Genomic DNA, 21773 nt, shown 5'->3' with positions numbered 1-21773 from the left:
GTAGTTCCGAAGCTACTTATCGAGAGTGTCGGGCACGATGCGCTCCGGCACGTCCGAGTGTAAGGCGCATTCCAGAGCCTGAGCCCATACATTTTTTATATCGCCGATATAAACGGAAACCGCGTCGGCAGGGCCACGCCGGATGACGAGCTTGTCGCCACCGGTTCTGCCCAGGAACTCTGCTCGAATTTTGTGGTTTGCCGCTGTTTCTTGGATGGGTTGCCGGTCCCCTGGGACGCAGGAAACGAGCACTCGGCTTGCCTGCTCGCCAAAGAGAGCGATCTCCAAAGGCTCCGAGCCTTGGGGCAAATGCAACTCTGCCCCGATTTCGTGGCGGAACGTCGACTCTGCAGCCGCGACTGCCAGCCCGCCGTCTGAGCAGTCGTGTGCGGACTCGATCAGGCCTTTTTCCACCAATTCCAACACGCATTTCTGGAGCGCGGACTCGGCTGCGAGGTCCAGTGCTGGCGGCTCTCCCCAAAGAGCCCCGGCGATTTCCTTCGCGTACTCCGATGAGCCGAGCTGGCGATCATCATAAGGAGCTGTGGCGCCGGAGAGCAGGATCACCTCGCGTCCTGGGGACCGGAAGTGAGGAGTGGCGGTGCGCTCAATGTTCTCCACAATCCCGACAACGCCAAGTACGGGAGTGGGATAGATTCCTTCGCCGAGAGTCTCGTTATAGAGACTTACATTGCCGCCTGTAATCGGAGTGCCGAGCGCAGTACACGCTTCGGCCAGGCCGTCGATCACCTCGGAAAATTGCCACATGATGTGCGGCTTCTCCGGGTTCCCGAAGTTCAGGCAATTTGTGGCTGCAACGGGCAGACCGCCGGCACAGGCTACCTTGCGCGCTGCTTCAGCCACGGCATGCATAGCTCCCAATTTGGGATTCAGGTAGCACCAACGTCCATTGCCGTCAAGCGACATGGCCAGTCCGCGCTGCGTCTCCTTGATGCGCATGACGCCGGCATCGCCGCCGGGACCTTGCACAGTGTTGGTTTGCACCATGGAGTCGTACTGCTCGTGAATCCAGCGCTTGGAGCAGATGTTCTGCGAGGAGAGGAGTCGCTTTAGAACTCCGGTCAAGTCAGCAGTGGAGCCGAGCGTAACAGTCGGCGGTTTCTCTTTCGGCACTGGAGCCGTCCACGGCTGCATCGGACGGCGGTACACAGGAGCGTCGTCGGTGAGGGAGGTGTTCGGAATATCGGCGACGATGTTTCCATGCTCGAGCACACGCATGCGCGGCTCGTTGATCACATGGCCGATGGTGACTGCGTCGAGTCCCCATTTCTCGAATACGCGGAAGACTTCATGTTCGCGTCCGCGCTCGGCGACCAGCAGCATGCGTTCCTGCGACTCGCTGAGCATGATCTCGTAGGCGGTCATTCCGGTCTCGCGCTGCGGCACGTAATCAAGTTCAATCTCGATGCCTACGCCGCCACGCGCGCCCATTTCGCAGGTGGAGCACGTAAGACCGGCAGCGCCCATATCCTGAATGCCGACTACCGCGCCGGTTTGCATGGCTTCAAGGCAAGCTTCGAGCAGCAGCTTCTCCAGGAAAGGATCTCCGACCTGAACGTTCGGGCGTTTCTGTTCGGATCCTTCTTTAAACTCCTCGCTGGCCATGGTGGCGCCATGAATGCCGTCCCGTCCGGTCTTGGCGCCAACGTAAATGACCGGATTTCCTTCTCCCGACGCCTTGGCATAAAAGATCTCGTCCTTGCGCACGAGACCCAGGGCAAATGCATTCACCAGCGGATTCCCGAAATAGCACTCCTCGAACTTCGTCTCGCCACCAAGATTCGGCACACCAAAGCAATTGCCGTAGGAGGCAATACCACTGACGACGCCTTCCACTATGGAATGATTTTTGTGGATCAGCTTCTTCGCTTCTGAGCCCCTAAGCTTCCGCGCTGGAGAGTACGATGAGGCTGGCAGCTGACTTTCGCCTCTTCCTGTCGCCTGTCCCTGGTCCCCTATTCCCTGCGGTTTCCTGCGATCCACAATTCGCCCAAATCGCAGTGAATCCATCACAGCGAGCGGACGCGCACCCATGGTGAAGATATCGCGCAGAATTCCACCAACGCCGGTGGCCGCACCCTGGAAGGATTCGATATACGAAGGATGGTTGTGCGATTCGATCTTGAATGCGCATGCCCAACCGTCGCCGATGTCGATGATGCCGGCGTTCTCTCCCGGTCCCTGCACTACGCGCTCGCTTCGGGTGGGCAGGCGCTTCAAATGAACTTTCGACGACTTGTACGAGCAGTGCTCGCTCCACATCACACTGTAAATGCCAAGCTCCGTGAGCGAGGGCTCACGGCCTAGCGCCTGCACGATGCGTTCGTACTCTTCAGGGGTGATTCCGTGCGTCTTCAGCAGCTCAGGGGTGGCACGACAGGGAACCGGAGGAGTTTGGAGCGATTGAGTGGCCATTTCGGGGATAAGTCTATTTTCTCACGAAGACGCGGGTTGGCACGAAGGTCACGAAGGCAGGAAGAGGTTAAGCTCCGTGGTCTTCACTTTTTCGTTTGTGACCTTCGTTTTCGCTCCAGCCTTCGGCGCTCAGAAGCTCGTAGCCTGCTTCTCCACTTCAATCTTCAGATCAGGACGGAGGCGAAACAATCCTTCGAGGTGGTATGCCACTCGCTCCAGGGGAATTGAAAGATACTCTCCGGTTTCAAGGAATCCTCGCACGTATAGCTCCGCGAACCTCCGCACACCCAGCTCCCTGTACTGCACGACATGAACCAGCTCATGGAAGAGCAACGAGGGAGTGAACTCATGCTGGGCAACGATGATATCTACGAATGTAACCGCTGCCATCCGTCGAAACTGCGGCAGGTTCTGAAATCCCATATTTTCCAGTCCCGCATAAAACGGCGGATTCTGCAGGTGTTTCACCCGGGTCAGGCGCACTTGATCGAGTACGTCCGCAGGGAAGTGAACCGCCAGGGAAGTGCGCTCAGCGTGGCTCAATTGATGCGATGCCGGCTCGTGTGTTCGCCGCTGCTCCTCGATGAATATTGCGACGTTGGAGATGAGCTCTGTGATCTGCCCGGGCATGAGCGGTAGGCGGGTCATGCACTGAATATAGCTTGTTCCTGTTCGTTGAGAGACACATCCCGTTTTGGGATCGTCCGGTGACGATGCCCTTCGCTTCCATAAAGATGCCTGCCCAGAGTTGTCGTCCAGCCGCATGGAATTGTGACCGGTCACCGAGAATTATTTACCGCTTCCGGAGGCAGCACGGGATTATCTCTCGCGAACTCAGCACGTTTCATTGGCATCGTCGTTGCACGTTCAAACGGTGTTCCGCGAAACCGATTTGCCTGTGGAGAACGCATGTCTCAGTCAACTTCGAAATCGGTGAGCTGTTTAGAAATTTTGGGTACGCTGCAGGTCAGCGTACATCCGGATTCAAACCCCTGTTTTAGCGCATGGTCAACGCTTGCTCTGTTCGATTATTTACAGAGTGACATTCCGCTGAACAAAAGTGAACTTCCGCTGAACCAGCGTGACCAGACAGAGCCAGATCATTTCGAGAACAGAACTCTGGATCAAACTGACGGTGAAAGCGTTCGTGCCGAGCTTCAGGAATTGCTACGACGCGCATACTCACAATTGCCAAAGTAAAAGGCGACAGGGACAACAACAAGCATTAGTTGAGGTCGTTAGGAGCAGGCATCAGGCTCCAATCTCCTTATTCAGTGCAGTTCTTCTTCGCAACGCGATGCACGCGGCTAGTGCCGCAGCCTTGTGATCAGCAGTCCAGGGCGGACCTATCAATTTGCCGGCGCTTGCGAGCCTCTGCTTCGCGTCTGTCAGAGAGTCAGCCAGAGCCGGCTTCGCGAGCTCTTCCAAGTCGCACTCGCGATAACGCTCGACTGGAATCCTGAGTCCTTCGCACGCGTCGCTCACAACTTCACGAAACAATTCTCCTTCAGCAGTATGGATCAGAGGATGCGAAGCCAGAATTTGCGGCAGCGCGGGAAGCGGTCTTCCTGACGCAAGAAGCAACGCTGCAGCTACCACGTTGCATCCTCGCGCGGATATTGCTGCTGTAGCAGCTTCCAGCTCTCTTCGAGCGAGGCGTTCCGAAATGGAACGATATTCAGCCAGAAATCCTTCGGCTTTTTCGAGACTAAGCTCTTGAGCATGATGAAAGGGTTGATTGCCTCTCGGCCCGTGACCCTCTGTGATAACGATTCGGCGACGCTCGATGATCTCGATTTCATGGTTAACTGCGACCAGGATTCCCCACCCGGAGTGCATGCGAATACCGAGGGCTGCAGGCTTCATGAGCTACTCCTGTTTGGGGAAGTCTATCCGGAGAGGAGGAATGGCTTAGAAAAAAACGAAGCGGGCAGAAGCGAAGAGATTGGATGCATAGTCTTCGTGGGATCAGCAAAATCATTCGCTTAGTTGCGACGCATGCAGCTTTCGAGAACCTCGAGTTTCTCGAGCTACCACCTTCTACCCGGCCGGGGCGGCCGGAACAACGTAAGCTCGGTTCGTAGCACGCGAGCGAGGCCGCGAGTGCTGATGCCCACAGCAGCGCGAGCTCCGCAATTTTACTGCGCCGCAGAAGCCGCCATATCCAGAGATTCGAGTGCTGGGTTTAGCCTTGCCTGGCCGCCGCTAATACGCATCTTGCGCCGCCAAACGCGATACCCAGTCTTCCGCAAGGTGACTGTGTGATCTCCGGGCTCAAGTTCAAGCACAGCGGGAGCGTTTCCCATAAAAGCTCCGTCGATTTCAATTTCTGCTCCCGCAGGGTTCGACGCAATACTGAGTTTTCCGCGTCCATTAAGGTCGGCAGAACGCATTTCAGCTCCATGTTCCTGCCAGTGCTTATTAATCGCCTCGCAGGCGTCCTGCACAGAATTGCCCAGGGATCGCGTTGAGCGGCTGATGACCAGGTCTCCTGAGCGGCGATCAAAGACGGCGATCTTGTTCTTGCGCAAGACGATGGATTTGCCGCCCTCATGATCAAGAACGACAACATAGTCAGCTACTTCTTTCTTATTGTTGATCACCACCTGATTGCAGCGCTCACCGAAGGTCTTGATAATTTCGGCCGTTTGTGGACGAGCGCCACCGCCGCCCTTGGCACCAAATCCATCGGCGGAGCCTCCGCTAATCCCGTTGATCGCCCAGGATTGGCTGTCGGTAATGAATACTCGAGCCGCTCGGTCTGACGCGGATTGTTGTTCGGCTTTGGTTTCAGCAGCGGAAAGTGAAAGACAGAATGCCGCGACGGCGACGGCTGGTACGAGAAACCTGGATGGCATGAGCTTCTCCTCGTACAACAGTTAATTTGTGAAGACACAAGTCTCCTGATCCGCGTAACACGACTGAAATGAATTTGTTTCGCCGAGCTTCGCCTGCTAAATGTGAGCCAATTTTAGGCTGCTGTATGGCGTGGAGGCGAGAAGTCTTCGTGCGGAGTCCCCGGCAGGATTTCACGCAGTGCCCAGTCGATCCGGTTCACTGCATCTCGAATGGTATTTAGCTGCTGTTGCTGGTCCTGCGAGTAAGGAATGTACATGACGGGCTGCAGAGCATTGCGTACGTGATGGTTCATCAATTCAATCATGCGGAGTTTTTTGACCAATTCTCTCTTTTGGCGGCGCTCATAAAAAAACACCACTAGCCCAAGCAGCAAGGCGGCCGCGATGTTGTCGATCCAGAGGGCCCAGCCACTAATGCTCTCGTGGCGCTCCAGTGCTTCGATCAAGATCCCGAGGAGAAAGGAGAGTAGCGGCAAGGTAACGCTGAAGAGCGCTTTACGGTTCGCGCGAGCTCCGTTTGAGGACATGCGAACTATTATCTGGGAAGTTACTTGGAACGTGCGAGCTGTGTTTGTGGATATCAGCGTTACGAATAGGCCCTATACCGATTTCCATAGACTCGTCCCTGCATCCCTCCAAGAATTCGGAATTCTTAACACTTGAAACGTAATGTTTTGTTAAAGATGCGGCTGGCCTTTCACTTGCTTTCATTGCGGCAAAGGGAGGAGCATGAACCAGGAGATCTCCATCTCGTACAGGGCAGTCAAGTCAAAGATCTACAAGCTGATTGATGCCTTGGTCGAAGGCGAAAAGAACGAAGCCGAAGTACAGGAATCAATCCAGCGATGGTGGAAGATGGTCCGGCCAGATGACCGTGCCGTCGCCGAAAAGTATCTGGCGATGGTATTGAACCGGTCGAATGCCAGCCTGCTCGCGATCAGAGACGGCGTTCACTCCTATGAGCACTTTGGGGTGCGGCACAACTCCGACTCACGTGTTGGGAATCGGCTACCGGCAGCCTAGAAGTCTTAGTTGTCAGAAATCATAAGGCGAGCCAAACGGCTCGCCTTCTTCGTTGCTCGTGCACGCACTGGAGCACTCAGGTAGAGATGCAGCATGCTGCCTTTCCACGATGCTGGTCGCTAATACCGTCTAGCCAGAGTCAAGCGCATGGCGGAGACGTCTGTCGTGGTGTGCTGCGTTTCTACTTCAGCTTGCCAGCCTTCCAACGGGGTGCTCTTCGCCCATCTGTAGCCGCTCCAACTCTGCATATACACCACTCTTGCGCAACAATTGATCATGCGTGCCGCGCTCGACCAGCCTTCCATTTTTGATCACGAAGATCACATCTGCCGAGCGAATCGTCGAGAGGCGATGGGCGATAGTGATTACCGTTTTTCCAGACATGAGGCGATCCAGCGCCTCGTAAACCAGCTTCTCCGATCCGGCGTCGAGATCTGAAGTGGGTTCATCGAGAATCAGAATGGGCGTGTTCCGGATCACCGCGCGCGCAATGGCAATGCGCTGGCGTTGGCCACCGGAGAGCGTCATGCCACGTTCGCCGACGATGGTGTTGTACCCTTCCGGCATACGATCGATAAATTCCGAAGCGTTTGCGAGTTCGGCTGCGCGAATGATCTCGCTGCGTGTCGCCTCCGGCTTGCCATAGGCGATGTTTTGCCAAATCGGTCCGTGAAAGAGCACCGTCTCCTGAAGGACGAAGCTAATTTGCTGCCGCAGTGATCGCTGCCTAAATTGGCGAACATCGACAGCATCAATCTTCACGACTCCCGACGTTGGATCGTAAAAGCGAGGAATCAAACTGATAATGGTCGTCTTTCCTGCTCCGGTAGGCCCGGCGAATGCGGCGACCTGTCCGGGTTCGATGACAAGACTCAAGTCCTCGAGGATTGGTGACTCCGGCGCGTACGAAAAGCTCACGTGATCGAACGCGATCTTGCCTTTGAATCGCGGAGCAGGCTTCGCCTTGGGCAGATCTTTTACTTCGCGCTCGGTTTCAAGGATCTCCTGGATCCGTTCATAGCCGACCAGAGCTTTTGAATAGGAGTCGGTCATCTTCGACAGCTCCTGCATCGGCTTGTACATCTTGCTGAGGTACTGGATAAACACCACAAGTGAGCCGGCCGTGATAGCGCCGCTCAGGACCATGCGGCCACCGAACCACAGAACCAGGAACGTGCCTACTGCGACGATGATCTGCACAATGGGGGCAAGCTTCGCCTTCAGGCTTCGGGCGCGTAGTGCGATCTCCACGCTTTCGAGGCTCTCTTCTTCAAGCCGCCTGGATTCATAGTCTTCGCGCGCAAAAGCCTTCACCACGCGGATCGATCCCAGCACCTCTTCGATCACCGATACAATCTCGCTCTCTTTCTTGCGAACCTCGCGCGAGGCCTTCTTGATGCGACGCGTGTACGTGTACACGATGGCGAACAGCACTGGTGAAATGGAGAGAGCGATCAGGGTGAAGCGCCAGTTCAGGAAAAACATCACAACCACCATCCCGACCAGCGTGATCAGGTTGATAAATACTCCGAGCAGTCCGGAGGTGATGAAGCTCTGAATAGAATCGATATCACTGGTGACCGTGCTGATCAGATCGCCCGTACGTTTCTGGTCGTGGTAGGCAAGCGACAACTTCTGCAGATGCGAGTACAAAGCCCGGCGTAGATCGTGAGTTACCCATTGGCCGACGCTGGTGGTGAGGTACTTCTCGGCATAGGAGGAGATTGCGTCGAGGATCGCGATCCCCACGACTGCAACACAGGCAAACTTCAGAATGCCGAGCGGATCGTAGCCGGCAGCTTTATGAATAAATCCGCTCAGCCATCCATTCGAGGCCTTGCTACGCAGGACATTATCGAGAACGATCTTCAGCGGCCAAGGTTCAAGCAGATTGGCAGCCGACTCTCCAATCACCGCCAGAAAGCCGAGGATGAGCGCGCCAGTGTGTGGGCGCAGTAGCGTGCGAATGTTCAGATGCTTTGGCGGTAGGGGCTTACCGGAAAACTTGGCGGGTTGGACCAGTTGAGTCGTAGACACACGAAATTCCTGCGCCTCCAACGCAGAACTGGAGGGCTTCTCTGATCGCGAACTGCTGCTCCGGTTAGATGCAGTTTAGAAGACAGGCAGCGGACGGGGAGCATGCTTGAATTCTCAGATCGGATGCATGGAGACGAGGCTGGCGCCCGGGCGCTCCGGTTTCGGCTTTAGCTTATTGCGAATTGCTTATTGCTGCTTTCAGGCGTATTTCATCCACTTCATGATTTCAGGCAGCGTTGGGCGTTTTCCGTACATGAGAATACCGATGCGGTAGATGCGCGAGCAGATGGAGAGCATTGCGTAGATGGCGCCGACCAGAAGCACGAGGCTGAGTCCTATCTGCCATGCCGGAGGCGTTTCCACGAGGATGCGCGTGAACATGATCAGCGGCGTGCAGAACGGAATCAGAGAGAGAACGGTTGCCAAGGTTGAGTGTGGCTGCTGGATTACAGGCGTCAGGAAGATTGCCGAGATGATCAGCGGCATCATGATTACGAACTGGAATTGTTGTGCTTCCTGTTCGGAGTTCACAGCAGATCCCAGGGCCGCACCCAGGGCGGAGTAGAGCAGGAATCCAAGAATGAAGAACACGCCAAAGAAGATCATGTTCTTTAATGTGAGGCCTAGATGCACGTTCTCGCCGTACATCATGATTGATTGCGCTGCCAGGGGCGAAGTCACGGCGGTCCAAATGCCAATTTGAGTGAGCCCTACGGCAGCGGCGCCGAGAATCTTGCCGGCCATGAGTTCTTTCGCAGTGGCAGCCGAAAGCAGCACCTCAAAAATGCGCGAGTTCTTTTCTTCCAGCACCGAACGCATCACGCTCATGCTGTACATCAGGATGGTCACGTAGAGAAGGATCATCAGCAGCAGGGCGGTGAAGAACAGAGCCAGTCCGCCGGCGTCGGTCACCTTGCCGTTCTCGACCTTTTTGGTATCAATGTTCACAGGCTTAAGAACATTGGTTACTTCCTCCGCTGAGACTCCATGGTTGCGGAATGATTGGCGGAGCAGCGCTTCGCGCACTGCACCGCTCAGAGAACCGAGCGTGTCGAAGTCACTCGAACTCCGGGAGCGATAACTGATCTTCCTCTCGGCGAGAGCGTCTGCCGGAGCCCACAGATACCCATCAATTTCGTGAGAGCTCACCTTGCTGGTTAGAGCCGCTTCCTCGACGGAAGAAACATTTGTGTCGACCTCGACGTCGAACGTGCGTGTAGAGGAATCGGGGTTACGCCGTTTTCCGGAGACGGATGTCTCCTTCGCAGGCGTCATAAATTTGTCGCGCACGTCGTTGCCGAACTGCTGATCCGACGTAGCGATCACAATTTTCTGAGACTCACTGGACTTCTTGGACGCAATCATGCTGGGCAGTACGGTGAAGCCGAACATCATCGCCGGTAACAGGATGGTCATTACAATGAACGACTTCTTGCGCACGGTCTCTAGATACTCGCGCCGGGCAAACAGCAGGATGTTATGCATCGGATTTCCCTACGACGTCGATGAAGATGTCTTCGAGCGACGGCTCGACTAGTTCAAATTTATTCACGCGTGAGCGTTGAGCCACCATGTGCAGCAACTTCTGGGAATCTGCTCCAGGGGCTAAGCGCACCTCGACGTAATTGCCGTAGTTATTGAAGGATTGGATGAGGCCGTTCTCGTGCAGAAACTCGTCCGGGCCTTCGTATTCGATCTGCACGTTGCTGCGACCATAGCGTCCTTTGATCTCCTTCAAAGTGCCTTGAAGAACGGCTTCGCCGCGGTTGATCAGGCAAATTGCACTGCATAGCCTCTCGACCTGGTCCATGCGATGAGTCGAGAAAAGAATGGTGCGGCCTTGTTTATTCAGTTCGAGCAGCACATCTTTGAGGAGTGTGGCGTTTACCGGATCGAGCCCAGCGAAGGGTTCGTCCATGATGAGAAACTCAGGTTCATGCAGCAGGGTGGCGATAAATTGCATCTTTTGCTGCATTCCTTTGGAGAGTTCTTCGGTCTTTTTGTCGATCCATGCAGCGATCTCCATGCGCTCGCACCACTTCTTAGCGCGGGAAGCGGCGTCAGCCGCTGTGAGTCCGCGCAATTGCCCGAACAGCACCAACTGCTCGCTGACCTTCATCCTCTTATATAGGCCGCTGGTTTCGGGTAGGTAGCCAATGCGCTTGAGATGGTCCCGCCTGAAGGGCTCGCCAAACATACGCACTTGACCCGAATCGGGAACGGTGATTCCAATCATCATGCGAATGGTACTGGTCTTCCCCGCACCATTCGGGCCAAGCAGGCCAAAGATACTGCCTTGCTCGATTGTCAGGGAGAGGTCTTTGACCGCAACAAACTTGTCGTAGCTCTTGCGAACTTGCAGCAGTTCGACTGTGGCCATGCTAGTGGGTACGCTGAAATTCAGATTTGGTTCGAGAATGTTGGAACTAAACCGAGGATAACGTTTTCTACGTCGGGTTTCATCCTTGCCTCCTAACTCCTATTTTCCGCCCGATTTTGCGCGATGGACATCGCGCAAATCCCATAAGCCACCCATGCTTTGTAACGGCTGTTTTGGGCCCCGAATGAGTCTTCTGTTCTGACCACTCCAGGCAAAATCGAACTCATCGGTCAAAGAGCCTGGCAAGCAGCATTAGTTGAGGTATTCCGGGAGATCCTTCGCTCAAAAGAGGGGCTTAGGATGACAATTTAAGAGCAGTCTTAGAAGCACGATCGCGAGGCAAGGCTACGCACTCGTCTTGCGCGCAGCTGATGCTGCCGAGACGCGATTGCGTCCAGCTTCCTTGGATACATAAAGCGCGGCATCCGCTGCTGCAACCAACTCATCCCGCGTCTGGCCGTGAACTGGGAACTCCGCTACTCCGGCGCTGATAGTTACTTTGCGTGGAACGCCTGGAAAACGGTAGGCCTCGACCATTCTGCGCAATTTTTCGGCGACCTCTACGGCGTTGCCACCGGCGGTTTGCGGCACCACAATGGCAAACTCCTCCCCGCCATAGCGGCACACCACATCAATCTTACGAATTTGTTGGCTGAAGACTGCGGAGACCTGACGCAGGACTTCGTCACCCAGCAGATGCCCGAACTCGTCATTCAGGCGCTTGAAGTTGTCGATATCGATCATGATGATCGCCAGATGCCCGTTATAACGCGATGCGCGCTCGATTTCCGAGCCGATCTCCTTCTCGAAGTAGCGTCGGTTATAGATACCGGTGAGGCCGTCGATGTAAGCCAGCTGCTGCGCTTTCTCGAAATAATGTGCGTTTTGGATGGCGCCAGCGCAGATATCGGCGACCGACTCGAGCGGGGCAACGTCCTCGTCCGGGAAGTTATTGGGCTTCGCGCTCTCCAGCATGAGGACTCCGAGCTTCTCGCCGAAGAAGATTAGGGGCACGCACATCTCGGAGCGCGTCTCCACGAAGCTCGCCGTGTACTGAGGCACGAACGTGACCTCATTCTCAACGACTGTCTTGCTTTGTTCGAGTGCGCGAATTCCCATTCCAGTCCCGACGGGAAGCAGGGTGCCTTGTGTAAGGATTGGAGTTAGTTTCCCCTTATGGGCACGCGTCGAAAGGCGGCCGTCTCCATCCAGGAGGAGGACGACGACATGGTCGACAGGAAAGGTCTGCAATACCAAATCGCAGACTTTTCCCAGCAGCTCATCGAGATCCAGTAAAGCTGTCGTTTGCCGCGCAATGGCATTAATGGCCTCGAGCTGCCGCGAGCGGCGCTGCTCCAGCGTATACAACCGGGCATTTTCCAGCGCGATCGAGGCCTGGGTTGAGAACAGCGTGAGCAAGTCCAGCGTCTCAGAGTCGAAAGCGTCGAGTTCATCGCTTTGGATATCGAGGACGCCTACCACCTCGTCACGCACCATTAACGGGATCGCTACTTCCGACTTCGTTTCGGAGAGATGAGCGATATAGCGCGAATCCTGGCTGACATCCGGTGCATAAACTGGTCTCTTCTGCTGGGCTGCGGTACCGATCAGGCCCATTCCTGGGGCAATCCGTCTCTTGGCTCCCTCAACTGGGCGTCCAATTGAGGTGCGAACAACGAATTCGCGGGTACCAGGGTCCAGTAGAAGGACTGCGGAGTTGGTTGCGTGGAAGTAATCGCGCACGATCGAGAGGATTTGCTCTAGCACTTCGTCCAGATTAAACGTGGAAAGGACGGCCTGGCTGGCGTCATAAAGTAGTGCAATCTTTTGCATTGGGCGCGATAAGTTCAACAGCCTAAAGTCGTTCCGGCGAATCTGCTGCCAGGGGGAGGCATAGCCAGAGCGTCAACCAGACGGCGCTCAACGGCACAACAATGCCTTCATTAAGCCCGATTCATGCGAAATTGACAAGGATTTTCAGGGCCGTCGGAGGTGCCAAAAGACGTATTTTGGGCCAGTTTTCGTCGAAAAAACGGCATTTCTGGGGCATATCCCCGGGACGAGCGGGCCGCTAACGCAACCGACCCCCACTGCGTGGAATCGATCGTCGCCAAACTGGAATGCCTCGGGGGGACTGCAGTCAGCGTCGCTGTTCAGTCGGAGGACGCTCGGTATGTGGGCGAAAGAGAAGAGCGAGCAAGCCGTACATGACCAGGCAAATCCAGAAGTCAATCAGTAACCCGAGGTCCGGCCATAGGGAGACACTCCGATGCCTGGCAGCAGGCGGCAGATAGGGCATCAGCACAAAGTAAATGACATTGCCCAACAGCACTGCTGCGAGAGAGATCGCGAAGTTCCTCGAAAGACTCACTCTGCTCATTAGACACCCAAAGCCTCCGCGCAGGTTTCCAGTGGCTACCCCACTGCGACTCGCAACGCGTTCAGGCAAACGCGAACCCGACACGATCCTAAAAACCAACGGACGGGAGTCGCCGGAATTATATTCGCGGGCAGAGTTCCTGACTCGTTTCGTCCGGTCAAGGCCATTGTGTAACACTGGAATCGATGATCCGCAGTCTCACCCTGGTTCGGCGCACATCGCCAGAGAAGTTCGAGCAGCTGTCTGTCCTGCTGCGCGCACTTGGATTTGAAGGCGGCGCGGGTTGGAGCGACGAGCATAGCCGCGGTGCTCCCTTTCTCGCTCCAGTCGGATCTTTGGAATTGGTAGATGGTCGGAAACTCACAGAACCTGACCTCTTGATAGAAGTTCGGGACCTCGATACTGCGAACCAAATCGCACGCAAGCACTTCCGCGATGCGGCAGGCGAGATCGAAGAGACAACTTGGAAATCGCGAATCTTCTCGCTCCAGCTGGATCCAGACTTTCGCATCGGATTCTGGGCATTCAATAATCCGGAGAAATCGTCCCGCGCTGCCGTTGAAGGCGATCTGAACGCAAGTGGGATGCGCTTCGGCATCGTCGTCAGCCGATGGAATTCCTTCATCACCGAACGCCTGCTCGAGGGAGCCTTGGATTGCCTGCGGCGCAGCGGCGCAAAATCCTCCGACATGCGCATTGTGCGCGTGCCGGGTTCGTTTGAAATTCCGTCGGCGGCACGGCTTCTGGCGGAATCGGGAACTGTGGACGCTGTCATTACGCTCGGATGCTTGATCCGCGGAGAGACCACGCACTACGAGCACATCGCCACCGAAGTGACTCGAGGCATAGGACAGTCAGCGCAGGAGACTGGAGTTCCTCACACCTACGGAGTGCTCACCTGCGAAAACCTCGAACAAGCCATCGATAGGGCGGGACTCAAGAGCGGGAACAAGGGCTGGGAGGCAGCGATGACCGCGGTTGAGATGGTGTCGCTTAAAAGTAAGCTCAAGCGTGGAGCCTCCGATGGCCGCTAAGTCAGGCAAGCGGCGCAAGTCACGCGAGATGGCGCTGCAGATGCTGTTTCAGTCGGATATGGGCAAGCAGAATGAAGACCATGTTCGCAAGACCTTCTGGGCAGAACGTTCGACTGTGGACCAGGAAACTCGTGAGTTTGCTGATGATCTGTTTCGCGTAGCCTCGGATCGCAATAAAGAGATTGACAACTTAATTCAGAAGCACACCGAACACTGGCGTATGGACCGCATGCCTGCTGTCGATCGCAATTTACTGCGCCTCGGGGTCGCCGAATTCCTCGGCTTCCCAAAAACTCCTCGCGCGATTGTAATCAACGAAGCGCTGGATATCGCGCACCGCTATTCGAGTCCCGAATCGGTCCAGTTTATTAATGGCGTGCTGGATTCGGTCGGCAAGGAGTTGGAGAGAAAGTAGCCTCGTTCGAGTCTTCCTCGTTCCTCACCCCGCAATCACTGATACGGTCATAACTCGCGCCGCAGCGACGACGCTTAAGCGAGGAGAAATCTGTTGTGCGGGCGCCCTTGACCAAAGCGTTACAATGCCAAATCGATTTAATAGGAGGGTTTTGCCTTGTTTCGAAGGATCGCTCGAACGCTTTGGATGGGTGTGTTCGCCACCACGGTCTTGTTTGCTCAATCGAATTCACAAAAGAGTGCCACTGCTCCCGCCAGCGATCCTGAAGTTGAAAAGCGCGTCGATTCCATTCTCAGCCGAATGACGCTGGAGCAGAAGATCGATCTGCTCGGGGGCATCAAAAGCTTTTACATTCGCGGCTACAAAGAACTCGGACTGCCGGAACAGAAGATGTCCGACGGCCCGGTGGGCGTTCGCAACTATGGTCCCGCAACCACGATGGGCGGCATTGCCCTGGCAGCCTCCTGGAATCCGGAACTCGTGGAGCGGATGGCTAGAGTCTACGGGCAGGATGCGCGCGCACGTGGCGTACATTTCCTGCTCGGTCCCGGCGTGAACATTCATCGCGCTCCGCTGAACGGGCGCAACTTCGAATATTTCGGCGAAGATCCGTTCCTCGCCGCGCGGACCGCCGTGGCCTACGTGCGCGGCGTGCAGAGTCAGGGCGTGATTGCTACGATCAAGCACTACATGGGCAACAACTCCGAGCACGATCGCCATAACACCGACTCCGAAATCGATGAGCGCACGATGCGCGAGATCTATCTGCCTGCCTTTGAGGCCGCAGTGAAGGAAGCGCACGTTGGCGCCATCATGGACTCCTACAATCTGATCAATGGCGAGCACGCTACACAAAATGCGTTTCTCAACAATCAGATCGCCAAGAAGGACTGGGGCTTCGACGGCATCATCATGTCGGATTGGGACGCCACTTACGATGGCGTGGCAGCCGTGAACAGTGGACTTGACCTGGAAATGCCGTCAGGCAAGTTTATGAATCGCGAGACTCTGTTGCCTGCAGTGAAATCCAGCAAAGTCTCGCAAGCGACGATTGATGATCATGTCCGACGCATCCTGCGCGAAGCCATTCGCTTCGGATTCTTCGATCGCAATCAGACCGAGTCCTCGATTCCTTTTTTGAATCCCGAGGGTCAACGCGCGGCGCTCGCGGCAGCGAGGGAGAGCTTTGTTTTACTGAAGAATGAAGGCAACATCCTTCCGCTAAACAAACAGGACATCAAGACGATTGCTGTAATCGGTCCCGATGCCTATCCCGCACAGCCAGTTGGTGGCGGTAGCGCACACGTGCAGCCTTTCCATGCAATGAGCTACCTGGAAGGTTTCAGTAAATACGTGACCGATTCGGGCCAATCGATCAAGGTTCTCTATCACCCAGGCTTGAAGTCGTACCGCGACATCGCAGAGGCAACCGAGTTCACGACCGCTGAGAGCGGCGGGGAAGCTGGCCTGCGGGTGGAAGAATTCGAGGGCACCGATCTAAGCGGATCGCCGACGCGCACTCATGTCGATCGTCACGTGAACTTCGGCACGGACAACTATGATGCGGCAATCGGCAAAGCATCGATTCGCTGGTCTGGATACTACACAGCTCACACCGGCGGACAGCATGACTTCTTCGTGCTTGGGCCCGGCGAAAACGGAGGCTACCGTTTATTTGTGGACGACAAGCTTGTCGTTGACAACTGGGAACGAGCCACCGCGATCCTGAACTTTGCGACCTTGCAGCTTGAAACGGATAGCCGGCACAAAGTTCGGCTTGAATATTTCCGCAACCGCGGCTGGGGACCGAAACGGGTCTCGTTTGGCGTGCTGCCGGAGTCCGAAGCAGTGGATTCCGGTGCGAAGGGGATGGCGGCACAGGCAGATGTTGTGCTGCTGTTTCCCGGCTTCGCCGACACCATCGAAAGCGAGGCTGGCGATCGAACCTTCCGCCTACCTCCGGGCCAGGATGAGCTGATTAAGGAAATCGCTGCAGCCAACAAGAAGAGCATCGTAGTGCTTACGGCTGGCGGAAACGCGGACATGACCGCGTGGATCGATGAGGTGCCGGCACTCCTGCACGGGTGGTATTCCGGCGAACAGGGTGGCACTGCGCTCGCGCAACTCGTCTTCGGCGACTACAGCCCCTCGGGACATTTGCCGATCTCACTCGAGCGACGCTGGGAAGATAACGCGACGTATAAGAGCTACTATCCGAACGACGGTCCGAAGCGCATCAAGTACACCGAAGGGATCTTTGTCGGATACCGCCACTTCGATCAGGACAAGATCAGGCCGCTGTTCCCGTTTGGTTTTGGTCTCTCATACAGCGCATTTGCCTACAAGAACCTGACCATCTCTCCAGCCTCCGGCTCCGACGCTGTGACGGTCAGCTTCGACATTGCCAATACGGGAAGGCGGGCTGCGGCCGAAGTGGCGCAGGTTTATGTTGGAGACACGCACAGTTCGGTCCCACGTCCACCGAAGGAGCTCAAGGGATTTTCGAAAGTCTTCCTGCAGCCCGGCGAAACCAAGCGCGTTTCCATCCCGCTTGACGCCCGCTCATTCTCCTATTACGACGTAAAGTCCCGCGCCTGGAAGGCAGAGCCGGGAAGCTTCAACATTTTTGTGGCAAGTTCCGCGGCGGACATCAAGCTCGAAGGCAAACTGAACTATCGTCCGGTACTTTAGTAACTAGGGAACAGCTAGGAGTAATGCTGAGAACCAAGGCTAATATCCCCTATTTGTGCAAGAAAGCGGGCTCTTCATGGTATAAACCGAGTTGCCCCACACGGTGCGCTGGTCAAAATTCCCTCTAACAGCGGACTTGCAAAAGGAGATGACAGCTTGTCTGACGCGAGAACAGGCAGAAGGTTTCCTCTCAATCTGCCGATAACTATTCGGGAGGGGGAGTCTGCCGACCAGACTTCAGGAACCACGCAAAATGTGAGCGCCGCAGGTGTGTATATCCGTGCCGATGCGGAGCTCGAGGTCGGATCGCAAATCGAATTTGAAATTACCTTGCCGTCGGATGTAATTGGCGGCCATCACGACGTACGAGTGAAATGTCAGGGCCGCGTGGTTCGCCGCGAGAGCGACAAGACCTCCAACGGTGGCGTGGCTTGCGTAATCGATAACTATAAGTTTGTTCGTGGCGCATAGTACGCGCTGAAGATTCCGGGGCATCGTCGTGATCCTATGCGCTCGATGCAGATAAGAAGGACAGCGATATCCGCTGGATAACACATGCTTAAGATCATCCTGGCAGACAGCCAAGCGATATTCCGCGCCGGCGCAGCCAAAGTGCTGGCCGTGGAAGATGACTTCCGAATCGTCGCGCAGTGCGAGAACACCGATCGCATGCTGGCGGCGGTGGAAAGCTTCCGCGCCAACGTCCTCATCTTCTCGACTGCGATGCACGTCGACATTCGCGCTCTGGTCGAACTCTCGAAAAAAACCAAGACGCGGCTGATCATCGTGATCGAAAGCGGCGATAATAGCGCGCAATACCTGCAGCTCGGCATCGCCGGCGTGGTCTTCCGCAACGTGAGCGGAAATTCGCTGGTGGAATGCGTACGCAAAGTAGCGCGCAACGAGACTTGGGTTCAGGACACCGGCGCCGCTGCGGAAGCTACCGAGAACGACATTGTCGGAGCCCGCGTGCGTGATCGCCTTACGCCGAAAGAGCTGCGCATCGTTGCCCTAATCGTTCAAGGCTTCAAGAACAAGGAAATCGCGGTTCAACTTGGGACGACAGAGCAGGTGATCAAGAATTATCTGCGAAATGTTTACGACAAGATCGGCGTTTCGGACCGCCTCGAACTGGCTCTCTTTACCATTCACCACCGCATTCTGAACGAAGCCGCGGCCGCGCTGGCTGGGACTGCAACTACTAATCAGATGACTAACTGAAAGCGGCAATAGGCGATAGGCTCAAACGCCGGACTGAATGTCCGGCGTTTCTATTTCTCGGTCCCAGGAAGACGCGAAAAAAACCGCGCGGGTTTTCGCTCTTAGCCCATCGCCCGTCGACGGTCTTCTACGAAGGCCTTCGCCGCTTCTGACCCTCTTCGTCACGTTCCTGACTCTTGAGCAGTTCGTTCACGATGGTGACGAGCTCTTCCGGATTCACCGGTTTCTCCAGATAGAGATCAGCGAGGGGTTCAGCGGCCTGGAACGCTTCTGCCACATAGCCGGAGACGACCACAACCGGCATGCTGGAATGGTCTTTCGCGGCCTGTACCACAGCGCGACCGTTGGCGTCGCCCAGACGCCAGTCAGTTACGACGGCATCGTAGGCGTTGTGGCGCAGTTTCTCGATGGCATCACGCGCGGAGGTGCACGCGGTCACAGCGTGTCCGGCAGATTCCAGAATGGCGCGCTTCAGAGTTACAACGTGGGGCTCGTCATCCACGCAAAGGATGTTAGCCATACCGGGGGATCCTTCCACAGCGTATCGGCGAGCAGAACTAGCGCCGGGTAGCGCCTATGCAGCTATTCTCAGTCAGGCTTGGGAATGTGTCAATTCGAGTGCAGACCCTCGGGGTCACACCCCATTGGTACAGTCATCTGGCCTGTACCCTGTGCCATAATCCCCTTTCATCCGATCATCTGAGGTTTCAATGGCTACCCCCACCACGCTGACCGAACAGCTAAAGTTTATCCAGTTCGACGTTGCCAACAACATCGCCCGAATTACGCTGAACCATGCTCCGTATAACGTCCTGACCGTTCCGATGATGACGGAGCTGGCGCAGAGCATCGAGAGCCTGAACGGACGTGGAGACATCAAGGCCATCCTGGTAGGTTCGGCGCAGAAGACGTTTTCGGCCGGCATCTCTCTCGAGGACTCGAAGCCGGACCGGGTCTTTCAGACGCTGGAAGCCTTCAATCGTGTCTTCGCCGCCATCCGCGAGATTTCGAAGCCGCTGATTATGGTCGTCAATGGCCCAGCCATCGGAGCAGGATCAGAACTGGTGGCGTTTGGCGACATGGTAATCGCCACACCTCAAGCCAAATTCGCGCAGCCCGAAGTAAAGTTGGGGGTCTTCCCGCCGTTCGCAGCCGTCATGCTTCCACAGTTGATTGGGCCCAAGAAAACCTACGAGCTGATTCTCACTGGCGAAGCGCTTACCGCCGAGGACGCATTGCGCCTTGGCTTCGTCAACAAGGTCGTTCCCGAAAAGGATCTGGACAAAACCGTAGATGATGTCCTGGCAAAAATCAGCGAGTTCAGCGCTCCAGTGTTGGAAGTCACCAAGAAAGTAATCGGAAGCTCTATCGGCCTGCCGCTGGATGAAGCCATGAAGAAGTCTCAGAACATCTATCTCAACGAGCTGATGAATTTGCAGGACGTTCAAGAAGGCTTGCGCGCGGTGCTGGAGAAGCGAAAGCCGGTTTGGAAGAACAAGTGAGAAGGCAGCAATAAGCGATAAGCTAAGACGGAACGCCGGCGTCCTCAACTGGCGTTTTACATTTCCGTCGACAGTACGAGTCCGTTGGCCTTAGGCCGCCAGGGTCTCCACTTCACCCGATGACCCCATCACTCGATCATCCGATTCTTGTCTGGCCCGATCTTTTGGCTCTTCCGTCAGCAGCGGATTGCCTTTACGCAACACATGTTCGAGCCACGCTCCTGCGGCCTGTGATGTGATCACGGCTAACAGGATCAACGTCGTGTAGAACGGCGCATTGATAATTCCTGCCGCATAAGCCACGCTGGCGAGCACGATCCCTGGACCGCCACGAGCGTTCGTTGCCACTGCAAGATTCACACAGCTTGGAATTGAGAATCCGGCAAGCCTGGCTCCTGCCAGCACCGAGACTAGCTTGATCAGGCATGCGGCTCCGAGAAATTCGGCGACCATCGTCAAGCTGAAGCTCTTGCCGAGATCGAGCTTGTAGCCGACCAGCGCGAAGTACAGCGGAACAAAGCACCCGAACGCAACGCCTTTCACTTCGCTCAGCGAATGAGTCATGCGCAATGATTCCCGTGGAATCGCGAATCCAGCGAGAAACGCCGCGAGCACAAGGCTTACATTCATTGCTGCAGCCAACGCTACGTACGCGAACAGCAGCAGGATCAAATAGGCAGTCGTCGAATGCCGAATGAAGACATTCCAGCGCGCCTCATGCAATCGTCGTGCAAGCCGTGGAAAGACCGCCAGACCTGCAATGAAGTAGCTCAGGGTGAGCGTGACTCGCTGCGCAATCACATGTGTGGGCAGCGCTTTTGATTCTGCCAGAGCTGTGGCTACGGCCAGTACTGCCCACAGCATTACATCTTCCATGACTGCAACGCCCAGAATCAGCTTGGCGAAGCGTGTATGCAGAATGCGCAGGTCGTGAAAAATCCGCGAGATTACCGGAATGGAAGTTACTGCCGTGCCAATGCCGATGACCAGCACCAGCGCGATGCGGTTCTGCGCCGTTCCCATTAGGGAACTGAGGTCCAGGCGCGTGCTGAGCAGCAACGCGATCACGAAGGGCAACGCAGTTCCGACGACTCCGATCCAGGCAATCGGCTTGCGCTCTTCCCGGCGAAACAGCCCTTGCGTTTCCGCGCCGGAGAGAAACATGAGCATCAGCAGGCCGATCCAGTAGAGTACATCCAGAGCTGGTTTAGCCAATGCCGCTTCTGATCCGGCAGAGAGGTTGAGCAGAGAAGGTCCGGCAAGGAGTCCACCAAGAATTTCTCCAATCACACGCGGCTGTCGCAACCGCGTAAAGAGGCTGCCGAAAAGATGTGCGGAGGCAAGAACGACAAGGACGAAGAGGATCAGCTGACCAACTGCGGATTCCGGCATTACCTGGGGCCTTGGGAAATGAACTCAGCGCAAGCGGAGTTCCTGCGCATTCATGTGATGTTCACCAGAGCTGCCGTGCTGCCTTAAAGGCGGCGATAAGCGATAAGCAATAAGCAAAAATCAAAAGAAAACGAAGGGGCGACAGTCTGGAGGACCGTTTTTGCTTATCGCCTATTGCCTATTGCCCCTTCACTGCTGCCAACGCGGGTTGAGGCCCCGATTTCCCTGTCATCTCCATCGACCAGATGGAACCCGGACGCATGTACATGCTGGCGCGAAAGAGGCCGCGCGAGTCATACGCTTCAGGCGTTCGGAAAAAGTACCCGCGATCTTTCCATACGACGTTGTATACCCCCTCGGCGGTCTTGAAGGCCTGATCGCGCATTCCTTCGGACAGCATGTGC

21 protein-coding genes are annotated in these 21773 nt (G+C 55.8%); 8 read left to right on the top strand and 13 right to left on the bottom strand.

The window, feature by feature from the left end; all coding sequences use genetic code 11:
* Positions 1-12: 12 nt before the first annotated feature.
* Positions 13-2436 (bottom strand): phosphoribosylformylglycinamidine synthase subunit PurL, encoded by a 2424-nt coding sequence (locus DMG62_06670; GenBank protein ID PYY23662.1) that lies wholly within the window; start codon positions 2434-2436, stop codon positions 13-15.
* 129 nt (positions 2437-2565) lie between these two features.
* On the bottom strand, positions 2566-3066 hold the full coding sequence (locus DMG62_06665; GenBank protein ID PYY23661.1) for a hypothetical protein: 501 nt from the start codon (positions 3064-3066) through the stop codon (positions 2566-2568).
* A 279-nt stretch (positions 3067-3345) separates the two neighbouring features.
* Between DMG62_06665 and DMG62_06660 the strand changes: the two genes are divergently transcribed.
* Positions 3346-3636, top strand: a complete 291-nt coding sequence (locus DMG62_06660) for a hypothetical protein (protein PYY23660.1) — start codon at positions 3346-3348, stop codon at positions 3634-3636.
* A gap of 51 nt (positions 3637-3687) precedes the next feature.
* On the opposite strand, the gene DMG62_06655 is transcribed toward DMG62_06660, so the two are convergent.
* The 3 genes from DMG62_06655 to DMG62_06645 all read right to left on the bottom strand — a co-directional run bounded on the left by DMG62_06655 (position 3688) and on the right by DMG62_06645 (position 5821).
* A complete protein-coding gene (locus tag DMG62_06655; protein PYY23659.1) occupies positions 3688-4302 on the bottom strand; it encodes a hypothetical protein in 615 nt (204 codons plus the stop codon).
* Positions 4303-4574: 272 nt separating this feature from the next.
* Positions 4575-5312 (bottom strand): hypothetical protein, encoded by a 738-nt coding sequence (locus tag DMG62_06650; protein ID PYY23658.1) that lies wholly within the window; start codon positions 5310-5312, stop codon positions 4575-4577.
* 95 nt (positions 5313-5407) lie between these two features.
* Positions 5408-5821 carry a hypothetical protein gene (locus tag DMG62_06645; GenBank protein PYY23657.1) on the bottom strand — a complete coding sequence of 138 codons (414 nt, stop codon included), beginning with the start codon at positions 5819-5821 and terminating at the stop codon, positions 5408-5410.
* A gap of 202 nt (positions 5822-6023) precedes the next feature.
* Between DMG62_06645 and DMG62_06640 the strand changes: the two genes are divergently transcribed.
* Positions 6024-6317, top strand: a complete 294-nt coding sequence (locus DMG62_06640) for a hypothetical protein (protein PYY23656.1) — start codon at positions 6024-6026, stop codon at positions 6315-6317.
* Positions 6318-6503: 186 nt separating this feature from the next.
* Here DMG62_06640 and DMG62_06635 read toward each other — a convergent pair whose 3' ends face one another.
* From DMG62_06635 to DMG62_06615, 5 genes are all read right to left on the bottom strand, one after another.
* On the bottom strand, positions 6504-8339 hold the full coding sequence (locus DMG62_06635) for an ABC transporter ATP-binding protein (GenBank protein ID PYY23770.1): 1836 nt from the start codon (positions 8337-8339) through the stop codon (positions 6504-6506).
* Between the two features lie 213 nt (positions 8340-8552).
* Positions 8553-9839, bottom strand: coding sequence for an ABC transporter permease (locus tag DMG62_06630; protein ID PYY23655.1), 1287 nt, complete (start codon positions 9837-9839; stop codon positions 8553-8555).
* Positions 9832-10734, bottom strand: a complete 903-nt coding sequence (locus DMG62_06625; GenBank protein ID PYY23654.1) for an ABC transporter — start codon at positions 10732-10734, stop codon at positions 9832-9834. The genes DMG62_06630 and DMG62_06625 overlap by 8 nt, the downstream gene beginning before the upstream one ends.
* A gap of 345 nt (positions 10735-11079) precedes the next feature.
* Complete coding sequence (locus tag DMG62_06620) at positions 11080-12567, bottom strand: hypothetical protein (GenBank protein ID PYY23653.1); 1488 nt, start codon at positions 12565-12567, stop codon at positions 11080-11082.
* 307 nt (positions 12568-12874) lie between these two features.
* Positions 12875-13114, bottom strand: coding sequence for a hypothetical protein (locus DMG62_06615; protein ID PYY23652.1), 240 nt, complete (start codon positions 13112-13114; stop codon positions 12875-12877).
* A 185-nt stretch (positions 13115-13299) separates the two neighbouring features.
* Here DMG62_06615 and DMG62_06610 point away from each other — a divergent pair, with 185 nt between their 5' ends.
* The 5 genes from DMG62_06610 to DMG62_06590 all read left to right on the top strand — a co-directional run bounded on the left by DMG62_06610 (position 13300) and on the right by DMG62_06590 (position 18475).
* Positions 13300-14148 (top strand): 6,7-dimethyl-8-ribityllumazine synthase, encoded by an 849-nt coding sequence (locus DMG62_06610; GenBank protein PYY23651.1) that lies wholly within the window; start codon positions 13300-13302, stop codon positions 14146-14148.
* The gene (nusB, locus tag DMG62_06605; protein PYY23650.1) at positions 14138-14563 is read left to right on the top strand and encodes a transcription antitermination factor NusB; all 426 of its coding nucleotides are present in this window, start codon (positions 14138-14140) and stop codon (positions 14561-14563) included. The genes DMG62_06610 and nusB overlap by 11 nt, the downstream gene beginning before the upstream one ends.
* Positions 14564-14749: 186 nt before the next feature.
* Positions 14750-17254 carry a glycoside hydrolase gene (locus DMG62_06600; GenBank protein PYY23649.1) on the top strand — a complete coding sequence of 835 codons (2505 nt, stop codon included), beginning with the start codon at positions 14750-14752 and terminating at the stop codon, positions 17252-17254.
* Positions 17255-17296: 42 nt separating this feature from the next.
* Positions 17297-17725, top strand: coding sequence for a hypothetical protein (locus tag DMG62_06595; GenBank protein ID PYY23648.1), 429 nt, complete (start codon positions 17297-17299; stop codon positions 17723-17725).
* A gap of 84 nt (positions 17726-17809) precedes the next feature.
* The gene (locus DMG62_06590) at positions 17810-18475 is read left to right on the top strand and encodes a DNA-binding response regulator (GenBank protein ID PYY23647.1); all 666 of its coding nucleotides are present in this window, start codon (positions 17810-17812) and stop codon (positions 18473-18475) included.
* Between the two features lie 127 nt (positions 18476-18602).
* Here the strand turns inward: DMG62_06590 and DMG62_06585 are convergent, their stop codons facing one another.
* Positions 18603-18995: a hypothetical protein gene (locus tag DMG62_06585; GenBank protein ID PYY23646.1), complete on the bottom strand. Its 393-nt coding sequence runs from the start codon at positions 18993-18995 to the stop codon at positions 18603-18605.
* Between the two features lie 190 nt (positions 18996-19185).
* Between DMG62_06585 and DMG62_06580 the strand changes: the two genes are divergently transcribed.
* A complete protein-coding gene (locus tag DMG62_06580) occupies positions 19186-19977 on the top strand; it encodes an enoyl-CoA hydratase (protein PYY23645.1) in 792 nt (263 codons plus the stop codon).
* Positions 19978-20067: 90 nt separating this feature from the next.
* Here DMG62_06580 and DMG62_06575 read toward each other — a convergent pair whose 3' ends face one another.
* Both DMG62_06575 and DMG62_06570 read right to left on the bottom strand, forming a co-directional pair.
* Entirely contained in the window at positions 20068-21369 is a 1302-nt protein-coding gene (locus DMG62_06575) for a cation:proton antiporter (GenBank protein PYY23644.1), read from the bottom strand.
* A gap of 178 nt (positions 21370-21547) precedes the next feature.
* Positions 21548-21773 (bottom strand): hypothetical protein (locus tag DMG62_06570; protein PYY23643.1); only part of this gene is annotated, 226 nt, incomplete at its 5' end.

This window comes from Acidobacteriota bacterium, assembly GCA_003225175.1.
GTDB lineage: Bacteria > Acidobacteriota > Terriglobia > Terriglobales > Acidobacteriaceae > Gp1-AA112.
This window is presented reverse-complemented; position numbering and strand designations above follow the sequence as displayed.